Here is a 12,958-nt window from a genome sequence, read left to right as displayed (position 1 = left end):
TAAAAATTTATGAATTAGGACAAGTGTCCTAACATCAACTTATAAAAGTAGGCTTTTAACCCTATCAATAATGTGGCTTTTCAACCACGCTTCGGCATTCAACCCTGCCTGTCCGTAGGCATTTTTTACTCGGGTTTATATTTGCTAGAAAACATCATCTCATTTTCTAAGCTTTATTACTATATCATACTTCAAACACTCTGTAAAGTACTTTTTAAAAAAAATATCTATTTTTGTTCGGAAAAATAATATTTTATATAGATTTGAATAAGTTGTATAATGTGAAAGCGGATATAAAAAGAACTAGTCCACTAGTTCTTTTAAATGTATCTTAACGAATCTTGTGCTTATTTAATTAATGGTAACAGAAAAACGATAGCCATTTAATTGTATAAATTTCACCAAAACGAATAAAGCGGTTCGTTTATTAGCATTGGTAAAAACATGCTTTTTTTTCAAGCAATACAAGTAGCTCATTGAGAATAAGCGAGCCACTCATTAATCATACTAGCGATTTCTTTGGGTGCTTCAGTATAAACTTCATGGCTAACGTTTTCTAGAAAAATAGTATCAAAATAATCTGGCAATTCTTTTAGGGCTTCCTCTCTCCATGTAGCTTCATTAGGATAGCGAGGACTGATAAACAAAGCATCTCCCACTTCTCTCTTAAAAGCTTGGATTTTTCTTCGTAGGCGGAGTATCGCTTCTATATTTTCATATTTTATAGCTAACTCATATCTATTATACTCCGCATTCCAGTGATAGGACTGTCTTACGGCTTTCTCCATATTTTCTGACCAATGCTTTGCTTCGGATTTTTCTTTAGAAATAAGAAGATTTAAGTCCGAAACGACTTGAGATTCAATATAGTTTTTAGTTTCCTTTAACTCTGTATCTAAAGGTAAAATCTTATCTAAATCTAGATAGCCACCATCCAAAAGAATCAGTTTTGTCACTTCATAAAATTCCGATGCAAGATAACCGCCAAATCTCCTCCAAGAGAATGACCTATCAGACATATAGATTCTTCCTCTACAATCTCATTTTTAAACCATGATTTCAATTCTGTTTCATCTCGAAGATGCTTTTCATATGGATTTAGAAAATAAATCTGCGAATTTAGTTCTTGAAAAAAATCCTTGCTATGATAGACATTGCTTCCCAAACCGCCAATAAAATATTTTTTCATTTTCTACTTAATACTATGCTTATTCATCTTTTGTTCAAAGATAGTTGTGATAATCTGACGTAATTCTTCGCGTTCTTTTTCTGGAATCTCACCACTTGTTTGAGCTGCAGCGTAGAGTTCAGGGTGTTCAATTGAAATGCGTTTAATCGTACGTGTCGTAGCGTGTTTTCTGACGAAAAATGGGATTCGCTTAATCAAGTCTTGTGGGATAAGTGCAAGAATTTTTTTAGCAGTTTCCTTGTCACTAATCTTAGACGTCGTAAGCCCCTTCTTAATCATTTCCTGTTCTTTTTCTGTAAAATCTTTTAATTCCATTCGATTAATCCTCCTATTTTCTCTATGTTAAATTATATACCAATCCATATAAAACTACAAATGTACTGTTTTGAAATATGTGGAATACTAATAAGAAGACTCTGATTTTTAATTATGAATCTTCCTCCTCAGTCACTTCCTATACCTCTGATTGATAGCCTTCCCCATCAATATCGTATCTTTGGATATAACTAATAAATGTTTCATTTTTTCGTGGTTCCTGGCTATTAATGATTAACTCATCAAAAATATAAATATCCTAGGATTACTGTCATATCTTACCACTATCAAAGCTTAACCCACTTATCATTATCCATGATGAAAGGCTTAGCCAGTCTGTCACCTGTGTAATCCGCATACTTGGTGCCTAAATACTTGTAGCAATCTTCCTTGCTGGCAAATTTAATCGCTTGGTAGGGCTCTTCGAAAGTCAATTTCTCTACAAATAAGAAACCATCATCAGCAGGCACTAAAACACCAACGTGTCCAACAAACAGATACTCACCATCCAGATTGTCGTGCAAGACCACAGATAGCATTCGAGCTTTGTCGTTAAATTGAAATTGAGAAAAGAATTTTTCCATCTTCTCAGCATGGACCTTCACATCCGTAGTTGCTTCTGTTTTGACCCTAGAAAAAAGCACATCAAACTCTTCTTTGTCTTTGGAATCAAAAACCTGACCTTTATCAATGGCATCATTATCTAGGAAAAGTAAGTCATCGTTTTTTTCTAACTTAGGAATTGTAATACTATGTTTCAAGAGACAATAACTATTGATACGACAGTTTGTACCAACGAAATCGCCCTTCTTTTGATTCCAAAGGTTGCTAATTTTCTCAACATCGTATTCTGTGTGAGTAAAGGAAGTGAAATCTCCTGATAGGCCAGTTGAGCCGACAATGGTATTATAATCATTTACAAGATTAAAAAATGAATCAACACTATTTGAATCCAAATGGGCTGATAAGAGAGATTTGACCTCTTCTGTACTTACCTGATTGTTTAGATTTGTGTATGAAGCTTTCCATGGAACTTTCGCTGAACTACTTTGTCTTTGATTCGTCCCTTCAGAAGTAGTATTTTGTTGTTGACAAGCAGCCAAGCCTAAAAACAAGAAGGAACAGATTCCTAATGTGGTTAATTTTCTTGATTTCTTCATCTCTTTCTCCTTTTACAGGTTTAGTAACTAGCCTTATTATACTATATAAATTGAACTTAAGACCATAATCTTCATCCACTACTTTTTAGAAAATCACAAATCCATTTGGAGAAATCACAAGCTGATTCTCTAGTTCTTGGCAATTGCTTGCTAGTGCTACTGCTTCCTTTTCTAAAAGATAATCATCTTTTGATTGATTAAAGATGGCTTTAAGGACCCGGCCTTCGTATGTCCATTCCAAGGCAACTACATTTTGTTTGATTTCTTTTAGGCTGTACTTGCCTTGCGAAATGATTGCTGACGCGTGTTTGCGAATCTTGATTAGCTTCTTCATAAAATTCAACATATCATTGTCACTTGATACGCGTTCCCAAGGCATACAACGACGGCAATCTGGGTCTGGTCCTCCGGTTAAGGCTAACTCGGTTCCGTAATAGATGCAGGGTGTTCCTTTTTGTAAAAAGAGAAAGGCTAGGGCTGATTTAACCAGTTGAACGTCTTCATTTGCCGTCCACAAGATTCGCTCTGTATCATGCGAATCCAAGAGATTAAACATAACCTCTGAAATCTGCTGCTTGTAATACATAGACTGACCATTGATTTCATCGATGAATTGGTCTGTCTTCTTAATACCTCGTAAAAAATACTCCTTGATGCTATCAGATAAAGGATAATTCATGACCGCATGGAACTCATCTCCATTTAGCCAAGGCTGAGACGTATGCCAGACTTCTCCAAGGATATAAAGATCAGGCCTTTTAGCTAAAACTGCTTTTCGAAAATCCTTCCAAAACTGATGATCAATCTCATTAGCCACATCCAAACGCCAAGCATCAATATCAAACTCTTCAATCCAATAAGTCGCAACCTTTAAAAGATAATCCTTGACCTCTGGATTGGCCGTATTTAGCTTAGGCATATAGTCCTCGAAACCAAAAGCATGATAAGGCAACTCTCTCTTGTTGGCTAGTTTTTCAGTCATCACTGGGAATTGTTGAATATGGAACCAATCTTTGTATGCAGACTCCTTACCATTTTTGACAACATCTTGCCATTGAGGCGATTGCGAACCTATATGGTTAAATACAGCATCCAGCATGATTTTCACACCACGTTGATGAGCTTGCTCGACCAGCTCTCGAAAGGTTTCCTTGTCTCCAAAATGATGGTCGATTTCAAAGTAATCCGTCGTATTGTACTTATGATTGCTCGTAGATTCAAAGATAGGACAAAGATAAAGTCCAGTAATTCCCAAGTCTTGCAAGTAATCCAGATGGTCAATAATCCCCTGTAAATCACCACCAAAGAAATCATCACTATTAGGTGTGCTTGATGAATCCCAGTCTAATGACCCTTCTGGGTTTAATAAAGCATTTCCATTGGCAAATCTCTCAGGAAATATCTGATACCATACCGTATTTGAAACCCAGTCAGGAACCTTGCATGCATCAATCTCATGAAGATAGGGCAACTTAAATCCATTCCCAATAGCATGGAAATTTTCTAGAGAATTTTCCACACAACCTTTATCACCATACAAAATACTTTGACCTTCTGTATCCGTGACTTCAAAGAGATACTGGATACGTGCAAAGTCAACGGACACTTCAACCTGCCAATAATCAAAGATGGCATCAGAAGTTATCTTGGCCATTTTCTTTGTATCTTGATAAAACTCCTCCATAAAGATAAAAGGGTCCCCATAATGCAAGTTGATGCTTTCAATGTCATCTTTCTTAGTTCGAATCCGAATATGAAGCTTCTTATCCTTATAAAGATAGGCATACTCCGACTCAGGCCTATGGAAAATAGCGCTTAATTCCATCAATTTGTCTCCTGATTTACTTGGTTGCATTTGCGACGCAAACGTTTTCACAATTGTGATTCTAGTATACTACTTTCGTATTTTATTTTCAAGGCTTGTCCGTAGATTCTAGTGGTTTGGTTCTATAAATAAAAAAGCAGCCAGTCTTACAACTTGCTACTTTTCAAATGATGATTTACAAATGTCTTTCCAGCCACTCAATTTTTTTAAAATCCTTATTGTTATTGTGGTTATTTCGATAAGAATCTTGGGAAGAAGCCTTGTAAATACTTAAATACTGTTCTAAACTTGGAACGCGAAAAGTGATGTTTTCGAGATGAATCAGCTCTATATCCGATTCCGAAACTCCTGCAAAATCTGGTAATGAATTGATACTTCCAAATTCAACGCTCACGCCATCTTTTTGGAATTCGTGCTCGTGAATATCTACCAAGGTATAGCCCAAGTGGTTCATCACTTTCATTATCTTGTCCCAGTCATAAATTCTGAGATGATCAGGTGCTTCCCAACCTCTAGGGTCACCAGGAACATGAATGTCAATGTCAGACGGCCCCCATTCTTCATTTGATCGGTATTCAAACCCCAAAGACCCCATGAGCGTCGGAGTGATTCCGACTTGGTTTAAATGAGAACAAATTGTTCGAAATTCATCAAATAGAGAATTCATTCCTCCTCCAATCGTTGATATAGAACTTAATTTCGTTGTGAATAATAAACTAATTTTTAATTTCTACTCTTTCGGTTTTGAAAATACTTCTACTCGTTGAGCTAGGACTTTGATTTCAACAGGTAGGTTATCCGATTTATCGCCGTCAACATCTGATTCCAATTCACTATCTGAAGAGATCTTAATATTACGCGCTCTGATATACTCAATATTATCATTGCCGACAACATCTCCTTTTAGTAAATCAGGAATAACGGATAATTTGGAGAATAGAGACGCATCTTTCAGAATCAAAATGTTGGCATAGCCATCTTTGTCTTCTTCAAAGATTTTCTTATCAGCGAAGTAATTTGTCAAGAGAACCAAAACATGACTAGCTTCACCAACATAATTTCCATTTTCTGTCTCAATCTTAATGTTAAAGACCTGATCTGTCATAACGGACTTCATGGTATTTACAGCATAGGCTAAAATACCGAATTTTGTCTTGTCCTCGATTTCAACATTGTGAATCGCCTCAGGAAGTGAACCGATACTAAAAATATAACCAAAATAGTTATCATTTGCTTTACCGATATCGATTTTGTTGGTGAGATTGAAATCAAGCTCATCAATAGCTCCGTCGATGTCTTGATTGATTTCCAACAGTTTTGTAATGAGGTTACCCGTGCCACCAGGGATAATCCCTAACTTAGGAATGTAGTCTCTCTCAGCAATACCCGAAATGACTTCATTGACAGTCCCATCCCCACCGAAAACAACCACTGCATCGTACTGCTCACGAGAAGCTTCTTCAGCAAAATGTGTTGCATCCAGCGCCTTTTCGGTAATTTTGGTTTCCACGTGCTCAAAGTATTCTTTTGCTTTATTCTCCAGCTTTTCTTTGTAATCCAAAGCCTTTTCGCCACCAGAAGTAGGGTTGATAATTACCATTGCTTTTTTCATTAATGTTCTCCTTAATATTCGTTAAAAATATATATCTCATTATATGAAACTAAACGTATCCCTATTATACTACGAAAATACAGAAAAGAGAAATCTGACGTACTGGAGATTAATACGCTTTTATTCTATTTTCCCATCTTCTAACTACATCCTTTAAGGGTTCATCCAAGTAAGAATAGGCATTATCCTTTATCCAGTCAGGAATACCATAAGCTGCCTCTGCTATGCTGCCAGTGTATCACTGTCGCCACCATGTGAGATGGCATTTCTTATCGCATCTTCGAAGTCTCTACTTTCAAGAAAGGCAATAATGGCTTGAGGGACAGTTTCCTGACATGTTTCGTTGAAACGATAGTTAGGACGGATTTCATCTAAAGTTTGAGATAGATTGTAGCTGTATTCCTTCTCTATATAATCCTTAATCCGTCTTTTACACTCCGTAGGATTGTCGTTAATTGGTTGCTCGTATTCTCTACAATGACCACCAAAGTAAAAACGACACAGAAAGATAGCATCAGCTGTAGCCATTGCACCTTTAATACCTTCTGGATGATTATGAGTTACCTCTGCAGAAAGACTCGCAAGTCCTCTAGATGATGGCAACGTACCAGCTCTCGCATAAAAACCACAGTCCATGATCCAAGCACATGGAGAAACACGCATAGCTGATCCATTCCCAAAGCTATTATAAGGCTCACGGTTATCGCTGTTTAGCCATGCATTAAACCGAGCACCGTAATCAGCATCAGGATACATCCTTCCATATTTCTTCATGGCATCAATAAAGTCGTCTTTTTGTCCCCCATTCATAATCGCTTCTGCAACAGCACAGGTCATAACCGTGTCATCTGTAAAAAAGCAGTCCTTCCGAAATAAAGGAAAGTCCTTCGTTTTGATATTGTTCCATTCGTAAACAGAACCTACAATATCTCCAACAATTGCTCCTAGCATAAGATTCCTCCTTGTGACATATCAGATTTATTAAACATTCCCAATGGTTAACTCTTTAAAAACGGTGCCACCAAATCAATCCACTCTTGAGGCAGGTAAGCTGACAAATAGCCGTGATTATAGCCCTTTGCTTCATACAAAATCGTATTTGGATGTAGCTGATGAAATAATTTCGCTGATTCTTTCACACAGTTCAATTCTTTTTCACCATAGATATACAGAACCTGAGCCTTGCTAGCAGAAATCATATCTTTCAGCTTGTAATGCCCCATATAGTTTTTGTAAATGGTCACCAATGTTTTAACAGGCGTCCTTGGTAGATCCTCCAAATAATAAGCTTTTATTTCTTTTGAATAAGCTAGTTTAGGATAGAGTTTGTTCATCATGCTTAACTGAAGTTTGCAAGAGAATTTATTGAACATCAGTTTACCAAATAGAGACACTAGAAAGATGCTGATTTTAGATAACATTGGTTGAGGAATACAGAGGCTTCCGTCTATGATGGCCTTCTTAGCAATTTCACTGTCTAAAGACAAAAGCTCCATGGCAATTTGACCACCAAGTGAAACACCACCGATTGCAAACAATTTCCCACCACAGTTTGCTTTGATATAGTCCAAGATTTCCAATGCAGAATCTTCAGTAGAAACATAAGCAAGTTGATATTCCTCGCCGTGACCATTCAAAGTAGGTAAAATAACACGGTATTTTTCTGACAAGATTCGTGCTTGACGAAGATAATTCCACCAAGAACTGCCACCACCGTGTATCAGTAAGATAGGAGGTAAATTCTTATCACCAAATTCATGGAATTTCATGTTTAAACTCCTTACTGTAGGACTTTCACTAGCTAATTTTCCTTGTTCAATCAGCTCTTAAAAGCAGTACCACACACTCGACATAAAACCAGTGAACACTATGTATGCCAAGTGAACATGTATGTGGGAACATGTCTATAAACCTTTTGACAATAGCATAAGGTTATCGTTAAAAGGTATTACCCCGACAAACTGTGATTTACTCATTTCATTAAATCAGCTATTTCTTTCTTCCCATACGCCTTTACATTCTGAATTACATTCTGTTTCCTCTTTATTGATTCAAACAATGATATATCTAGTACATTTGCGAATTCTTCAAACTGAACCTGCCCGATTCTTCTTATTTCTTTAAGTTTCTCGGCATCTCTTACCTTTCTTTCTGCCTCACTCTTGGGGTATCCTTGCCCAAATGGCTCCGAGAAAAGAGCTTCTATTGTTCTTTCAAGATTTTCAGTACCTGACCATGTATAATCTTCACCTAATGGTAATGATATCGCATTTCCATTATTAATCTGAGCAAATAAATAGGCATCATTCGGTGTAGGTGCATACCCGCAAATGACATCAGGCATACTATTACAAGCAAGCATCATTCCTTGTCCGGAAGAACAGCCCGTAACAACGAAATCAACTGTCCTACTTGCCAACAAGATACCTATAAGAATAGAAATCTCTATATACGAGTATTTTTCATTTTCTTCCAACGTACAGCCAAAATTTATAACCTCAGATTTCTTTGGAGCATACTTTAATACAGCATCATAGATTAATTGATTTTTAGTCGCTTGCGAACTTGCTTGAATAACTCCGATTCTCATCATTTCACCTACTACTTCTAATTTAATTATTTCTTTTTCTTTGGTATAGTTCCCTTTTTTCAACTTTATAGCTGATAATTGTCACTTAATAAATTTACTTGCTAACTTGTAAACTTGTTAAACTTCTTTACTCTTAACATCCCAATCATTAACTTGCCCCCTAAATATCATTCCAATTTTCAAGATAATTCTTGATAGGTATTAATAAAGAATTGAATTTGTTATAATATGAGAAAAATAATCTTGACATTTTTTCAAATTGATATTTAAACTCTTTTATTATTCAACTTTTTCTCAATCAAATACCAACTAGGAATGATTTGCTTCATATCATCATACCATTCTAAAATTTCCTTAGCTTGATTTTGCATTACTGATATTTCTTCAACTCCGTAAGGAACAGACCATGGAAGAGCACCAACTATGTTATTTACAATATAGATAGCAAGAAGTTTCCAAAATAAATCTGGAACCTTATGATCAAAATATCCATCTATCATACCAGAGGCAAAAGAAGGTGAAACTTGAGCTGACCACACAATACGATTGAATTCCTCCCAAGGATCTCCAAGGTCAAATCGATCAAAGTCAATGACATAAATATTACGATCTTCACCAATCATGAAATTCCCGATATGATAATCTCCATGTTGAAAAACCTGAGGTCTATCTTTTAATAATTCTCTATTTGCATTTAAAAAATCAATAAAAATCTGACCATTTTCGTATTGAACGGGGCATTCTTTGTATTTTTTGATTTTTTCATCAATTTTACGATTAAAAAAGGGTTCCCAATCTTCACGAACTTCTGTAACAGGAAGTGAATGAATTTTTCGAAGTATATTTCCTGCTTTTACTCCGTAAGTGTATTGTTGTTCTTGCGAAACAGTTAAAATGGTTTCACTTGCATCTTTCCCGTCTATCCATTCGTGTAAAGAATGTACTTCGTCATCGCAGAGTTCTATGCTAATTGGTCTACACATTGGAACTCCAAGAGAAGCTACTTTCTCCATCATATCAAATTCAAATTTTTTAGAATCTAACTTCTCCTTATCAGAAACACGCAAGAAATATTTTTGCTGATTTTGATCTGTCACATAATATTTTTTATCATCTGACCAGCCTTTATTTATGACTATCTTACTACTAAAATCCATCAAGCACTCTCCGATTCATTTCACAACACTTTTTGCAGTTTTCACTAGTAACCTATCCAGTTCGTCTACGCTAGCTTGATTATTTTATGAATAATATTTTTACTGCTTCTTAGTTGCTGTCGATTTTAAACTACCTATATTCTATCACAAAAACACAAAAAAAGCCTTACAATCAAGGCTTTTCTATACTTTCACAAATAATCCTAATAAATTTCCATTCAATTTCTTCTAAGCATCTTTTCTAAAAAATAAATTGACAATCTCATCTTCTGAAAAGCCTAGCTCACCAAGTTTTTCAAACAAAGTTTTCACTAGCTTGTTAGATTCTTGACATCTTAACTCCTTTATTTCTTGCTCTCTTGCTATGACAAAATATCCTAATGTTCCACAGCTAATAACCAAATTCTGTTCTTCGAGAACTTTCATTGTTTTTTGGACAGTTGACGGATACACTTCTCGTTTTCTGCTAATCTCCTTATTGAAGGAATTTGTTGTTCAGGTGCATAATCACCTCTTAAAATCGTCGTTCTTAATTTTGATGCAATTTGTAAATATAGATGGTGTTTCATTTAATCTTTTTATTATCACTTTCCCTAACAAACTTCCAATATGCAGAATAGGGGATAACTGTAGCTAGTAGAAGATAGTATTTATTTGCAAACATATCTGCTTCTCCTTTTGCATTGAAATGAATCGGAACTTTTTCTGGCAGAAATCTACAAATAACAACTATTATAGCTAGCATTACTAATAACACCAAAATATCTTTTATCAGTCTGTTTTTCATCTTATTTTTCTCCTTTAACTAGATAAAATTTGACTTGCTTATTGTTAAATAAACACCCATTGTAATAATCAATAAAACTACTGATACTACCTGTAAAACAAATATAATCGGAAGATTAAACAGCCAATTAAGCAAAAGTGGCGTAATAAGCGCAATCATACCAATAATTCCAGTTACAATAACAGGAAGACTTTGTTTGACAACTATCATCTCACTGTCCCAATCATAGTTAGGATATTTTTTATTTAATGCAATTCCGATTACAGTTATAAAAAAGGAGTAACATATAGGAACAATAATTAGGTTCGTGACTTGAATGAGATTCATATCTAGTTTTAGCACAAATACAGATATAGAAATCATATATCCAATCAAATGAAGTGTAAGATTAACAGCTATCTTAGCATTTAAAATCATTCTTACCTCAACCGGAGAACTTTTCAAAATCCAAATATTTTTACCCTCTAAAGACATAGATGAAGCTGCTGGACAACTGAGTGAAAGCATAGATGAAATAAAGACGGGAGCTAAGTTTGAAAGATACTCATTTATATTTTCAATTCCTGCAGAATTTCCTATTTGCTCTACAGAATTAAACAGGAAACATATACTAAAGACACATAAAAGAATCACTCCAAGCCCAGCATTCAAGACTGCCATATAAGAACTTAAAAATCGTCCAAGCTCTTTTTGATACAAAGCAAAAAATACCGATTTTCTTTCATAAGATACTTTGCCATTAGCATATCTTGATTTTGTATTGGCAAGTGTATTAAGTAGTCCATACTTCAACGAAGCAATTTTGACAAATAGATAAAAGACGACTATTGAAAGAACTATATAAAATCCCATCCCATAGTACATTGGAAAATTGTAGTATGACATAAATAGTCTAGAAATTGGATACAGTCCAATAATTTGCTTAGCCAGAGTAACCCCAATACTACTTTCATCACCTGATTGCAAAGCTGATAATGCAAAATATCCAATTATACCTAACATCGCAAATGAAAAAATAAGAGAGATAACATTTTTTCTTTTAAAAAAAGATGAAGCGACAACAATAACGATTCCCATGCATGTCGCTATACACATGGGGATCAAAGGGGCAAAAATTATAGAAGTAAAATACAATATAATCTGTAGGAGGTTTAAACTTCCGTTCAAGCCCCATACAATTCCACCTGGAAGCATAAACATCAAGCCTATTAAAAAATTCAATAAGTACATAAACATGAACTTGCTGGTGATAATATACGAACTTTTAACAGGTAAGGATAGGAGAATTTCCATATCTCGACTGCCAAATAAAATGCCATTCGAATAAAAGATAGTCAAAAATAATATTGAAAAACTTGATACAGAGACCATATATGCCGGTATCAAGTCCTGCTGTCCGACGTATACCAATGTTTTCGCTGTTAGTATATTATAAACAAAGCAAAATAAGGAAAGAGTTATTATACCAAAACTCGCAATAGCCATTGAACTTTGTTTTTTATTTCCTGAATCTCTAATCTCGTTAATAGGAAAGAAATTAATCAATTGCGCTTTAAGCAATATCCAAATGTTACTCATTGTCCTGCACCTCCATGAAAAATGCCTCCAATGATTCATCACCTTTGACGTCTCCTGTATTGCCACTTGCAATTAACTTTCCATTTTTGATAATGGCAATCTTATTACATAATTTTTCCGCAACATCCAATACATGGGTTGAAAAGAAAATAGCACCTCCATCTGAAACACACTCATGCATAATTTTCTTTAGTAGGAAAGTTGCTTTGGGATCTAGCCCAACAAAAGGTTCATCTAAAATCAACAGTTTGGGAGAATGTACAAGTGCAGAAATAATGGCTGTTCGTTGCTTCATACCATGTGAATATGAAGAAATAATCCCCGAAAGATGCTCAGTCATATCAAATAAATCACCGTATTTTTGGATTCTCTCCCTGCGTATTTTTGTAGGAATTTCAAACAAGTCAGCAATAAGATTAATATATTGAAGTCCTGTCATATGTTCATACAAATCTGGATTATCTGGGATATACGCCATCATTTTTTTACAAATAACAGGTTCTTCTTTAATAGAATGACCGTTGATAATTATACTTCCGTCTTCAAAATCATGGATACCGACAACTGCCTTTATCGTTGACGTTTTTCCCGCACCATTTGCTCCAATAAAACCATAAATATCTCCAGGCTGTACTGAAATAGATAGGTTATCCACAACCTTCTTATCCCCATAACTTTTACTAAAATTCTTTATCTCTAACATATTTTCTTCTCCATTGACAATTTGTCAGTTATATTTTGAAAT

General features: G+C 35.2%; 13 protein-coding genes and 3 pseudogenes. All 16 read right to left on the bottom strand.

All coding sequences use genetic code 11. The features are described 5' to 3' along the window. Positions 1-357 precede the first annotated feature (357 nt). Positions 358-459: pseudogene (locus tag M594_RS05100) on the bottom strand (type II toxin-antitoxin system death-on-curing family toxin); the annotation flags it as partial. Between the two features lie 14 nt (positions 460-473). Further along, a pseudogene (locus M594_RS05095) lies at positions 474-1,189 on the bottom strand (alpha/beta hydrolase). 3 nt (positions 1,190-1,192) lie between these two features. Next, on the bottom strand, positions 1,193-1,504 hold the full coding sequence (locus tag M594_RS05090; protein ID WP_173876126.1) for a hypothetical protein: 312 nt from the start codon (positions 1,502-1,504) through the stop codon (positions 1,193-1,195). A gap of 287 nt (positions 1,505-1,791) precedes the next feature. Then, on the bottom strand, positions 1,792-2,664 hold the full coding sequence (locus M594_RS05085) for a DUF4300 family protein (RefSeq protein ID WP_173876125.1): 873 nt from the start codon (positions 2,662-2,664) through the stop codon (positions 1,792-1,794). A gap of 85 nt (positions 2,665-2,749) precedes the next feature. Further along, complete coding sequence (locus tag M594_RS05080) at positions 2,750-4,489, bottom strand: glycoside hydrolase family 13 protein (protein WP_173876744.1); 1,740 nt, start codon at positions 4,487-4,489, stop codon at positions 2,750-2,752. 175 nt (positions 4,490-4,664) lie between these two features. Next, positions 4,665-5,156 carry a phosphoribosylanthranilate isomerase gene (locus M594_RS05075; RefSeq protein ID WP_125385813.1) on the bottom strand — a complete coding sequence of 164 codons (492 nt, stop codon included), beginning with the start codon at positions 5,154-5,156 and terminating at the stop codon, positions 4,665-4,667. Between the two features lie 63 nt (positions 5,157-5,219). Then, entirely contained in the window at positions 5,220-6,101 is an 882-nt protein-coding gene (locus tag M594_RS05070; protein WP_173876124.1) for a diacylglycerol/lipid kinase family protein, read from the bottom strand. Positions 6,102-6,210: 109 nt separating this feature from the next. Next, a pseudogene (locus M594_RS05065) lies at positions 6,211-7,052 on the bottom strand (ADP-ribosylglycohydrolase family protein). Positions 7,053-7,099: 47 nt separating this feature from the next. Beyond that, positions 7,100-7,870, bottom strand: coding sequence for an alpha/beta fold hydrolase (locus tag M594_RS05060; protein WP_173876123.1), 771 nt, complete (start codon positions 7,868-7,870; stop codon positions 7,100-7,102). 203 nt (positions 7,871-8,073) lie between these two features. Continuing rightward, positions 8,074-8,754, bottom strand: coding sequence for an RpiB/LacA/LacB family sugar-phosphate isomerase (locus M594_RS05055; protein WP_254597267.1), 681 nt, complete (start codon positions 8,752-8,754; stop codon positions 8,074-8,076). A 203-nt stretch (positions 8,755-8,957) separates the two neighbouring features. After that, positions 8,958-9,848 (bottom strand): aminoglycoside phosphotransferase family protein, encoded by an 891-nt coding sequence (locus M594_RS05050; protein WP_173876122.1) that lies wholly within the window; start codon positions 9,846-9,848, stop codon positions 8,958-8,960. Positions 9,849-10,076: 228 nt separating this feature from the next. Beyond that, entirely contained in the window at positions 10,077-10,274 is a 198-nt protein-coding gene (locus tag M594_RS10115; protein WP_254597262.1) for a hypothetical protein, read from the bottom strand. Beyond that, a complete protein-coding gene (locus M594_RS10110) occupies positions 10,271-10,417 on the bottom strand; it encodes a GntR family transcriptional regulator (protein WP_254597254.1) in 147 nt (48 codons plus the stop codon). Before M594_RS10110 ends, M594_RS10115 begins: the two co-directional genes overlap by 4 nt. Beyond that, entirely contained in the window at positions 10,414-10,635 is a 222-nt protein-coding gene (locus tag M594_RS05040; RefSeq protein WP_173876121.1) for a DUF1648 domain-containing protein, read from the bottom strand. The genes M594_RS10110 and M594_RS05040 overlap by 4 nt, the downstream gene beginning before the upstream one ends. A gap of 18 nt (positions 10,636-10,653) precedes the next feature. Continuing rightward, positions 10,654-12,213: a hypothetical protein gene (locus M594_RS05035; protein ID WP_173876120.1), complete on the bottom strand. Its 1,560-nt coding sequence runs from the start codon at positions 12,211-12,213 to the stop codon at positions 10,654-10,656. Next, positions 12,206-12,916 (bottom strand): ABC transporter ATP-binding protein, encoded by a 711-nt coding sequence (locus M594_RS05030; protein WP_173876119.1) that lies wholly within the window; start codon positions 12,914-12,916, stop codon positions 12,206-12,208. Before M594_RS05030 ends, M594_RS05035 begins: the two co-directional genes overlap by 8 nt. Positions 12,917-12,958 lie beyond the last annotated feature (42 nt).

Origin of the sequence: Streptococcus mitis, assembly GCF_013305725.1 — a bacterium.
Classification (GTDB): Bacteria; Bacillota; Bacilli; order Lactobacillales; family Streptococcaceae; genus Streptococcus; species Streptococcus mitis_BO.
Note: the sequence above shows the minus strand (reverse complement) of the source record. Positions and strands in the feature narration are given on the sequence as shown.

Bases quoted from the DNA above. Each gene is read 5' to 3' on its own strand.
- M594_RS05090 (WP_173876126.1), bottom strand. From the start codon at position 1,504: ATGGAATTAAAAGATTTTACAGAAAAAGAACAGGAAATGATTAAGAAG.
- M594_RS05085 (WP_173876125.1), bottom strand. From the start codon at position 2,664: ATGAAGAAATCAAGAAAATTAACCACATTAGGAATCTGTTCCTTCTTG.
- M594_RS05080 (WP_173876744.1), bottom strand. From the start codon at position 4,489: ATGGAATTAAGCGCTATTTTCCATAGGCCTGAGTCGGAGTATGCCTAT.
- M594_RS05075 (WP_125385813.1), bottom strand. From the start codon at position 5,156: ATGAATTCTCTATTTGATGAATTTCGAACAATTTGTTCTCATTTAAAC.
- M594_RS05070 (WP_173876124.1), bottom strand. From the start codon at position 6,101: ATGAAAAAAGCAATGGTAATTATCAACCCTACTTCTGGTGGCGAAAAG.
- M594_RS05060 (WP_173876123.1), bottom strand. From the start codon at position 7,870: ATGAAATTCCATGAATTTGGTGATAAGAATTTACCTCCTATCTTACTG.
- M594_RS05050 (WP_173876122.1), bottom strand. From the start codon at position 9,848: ATGGATTTTAGTAGTAAGATAGTCATAAATAAAGGCTGGTCAGATGAT.
- M594_RS10115 (WP_254597262.1), bottom strand. From the start codon at position 10,274: ATGAAAGTTCTCGAAGAACAGAATTTGGTTATTAGCTGTGGAACATTA.
- M594_RS10110 (WP_254597254.1), bottom strand. From the start codon at position 10,417: ATGAAACACCATCTATATTTACAAATTGCATCAAAATTAAGAACGACG.
- M594_RS05040 (WP_173876121.1), bottom strand. From the start codon at position 10,635: ATGAAAAACAGACTGATAAAAGATATTTTGGTGTTATTAGTAATGCTA.
- M594_RS05035 (WP_173876120.1), bottom strand. From the start codon at position 12,213: ATGAGTAACATTTGGATATTGCTTAAAGCGCAATTGATTAATTTCTTT.
- M594_RS05030 (WP_173876119.1), bottom strand. From the start codon at position 12,916: ATGTTAGAGATAAAGAATTTTAGTAAAAGTTATGGGGATAAGAAGGTT.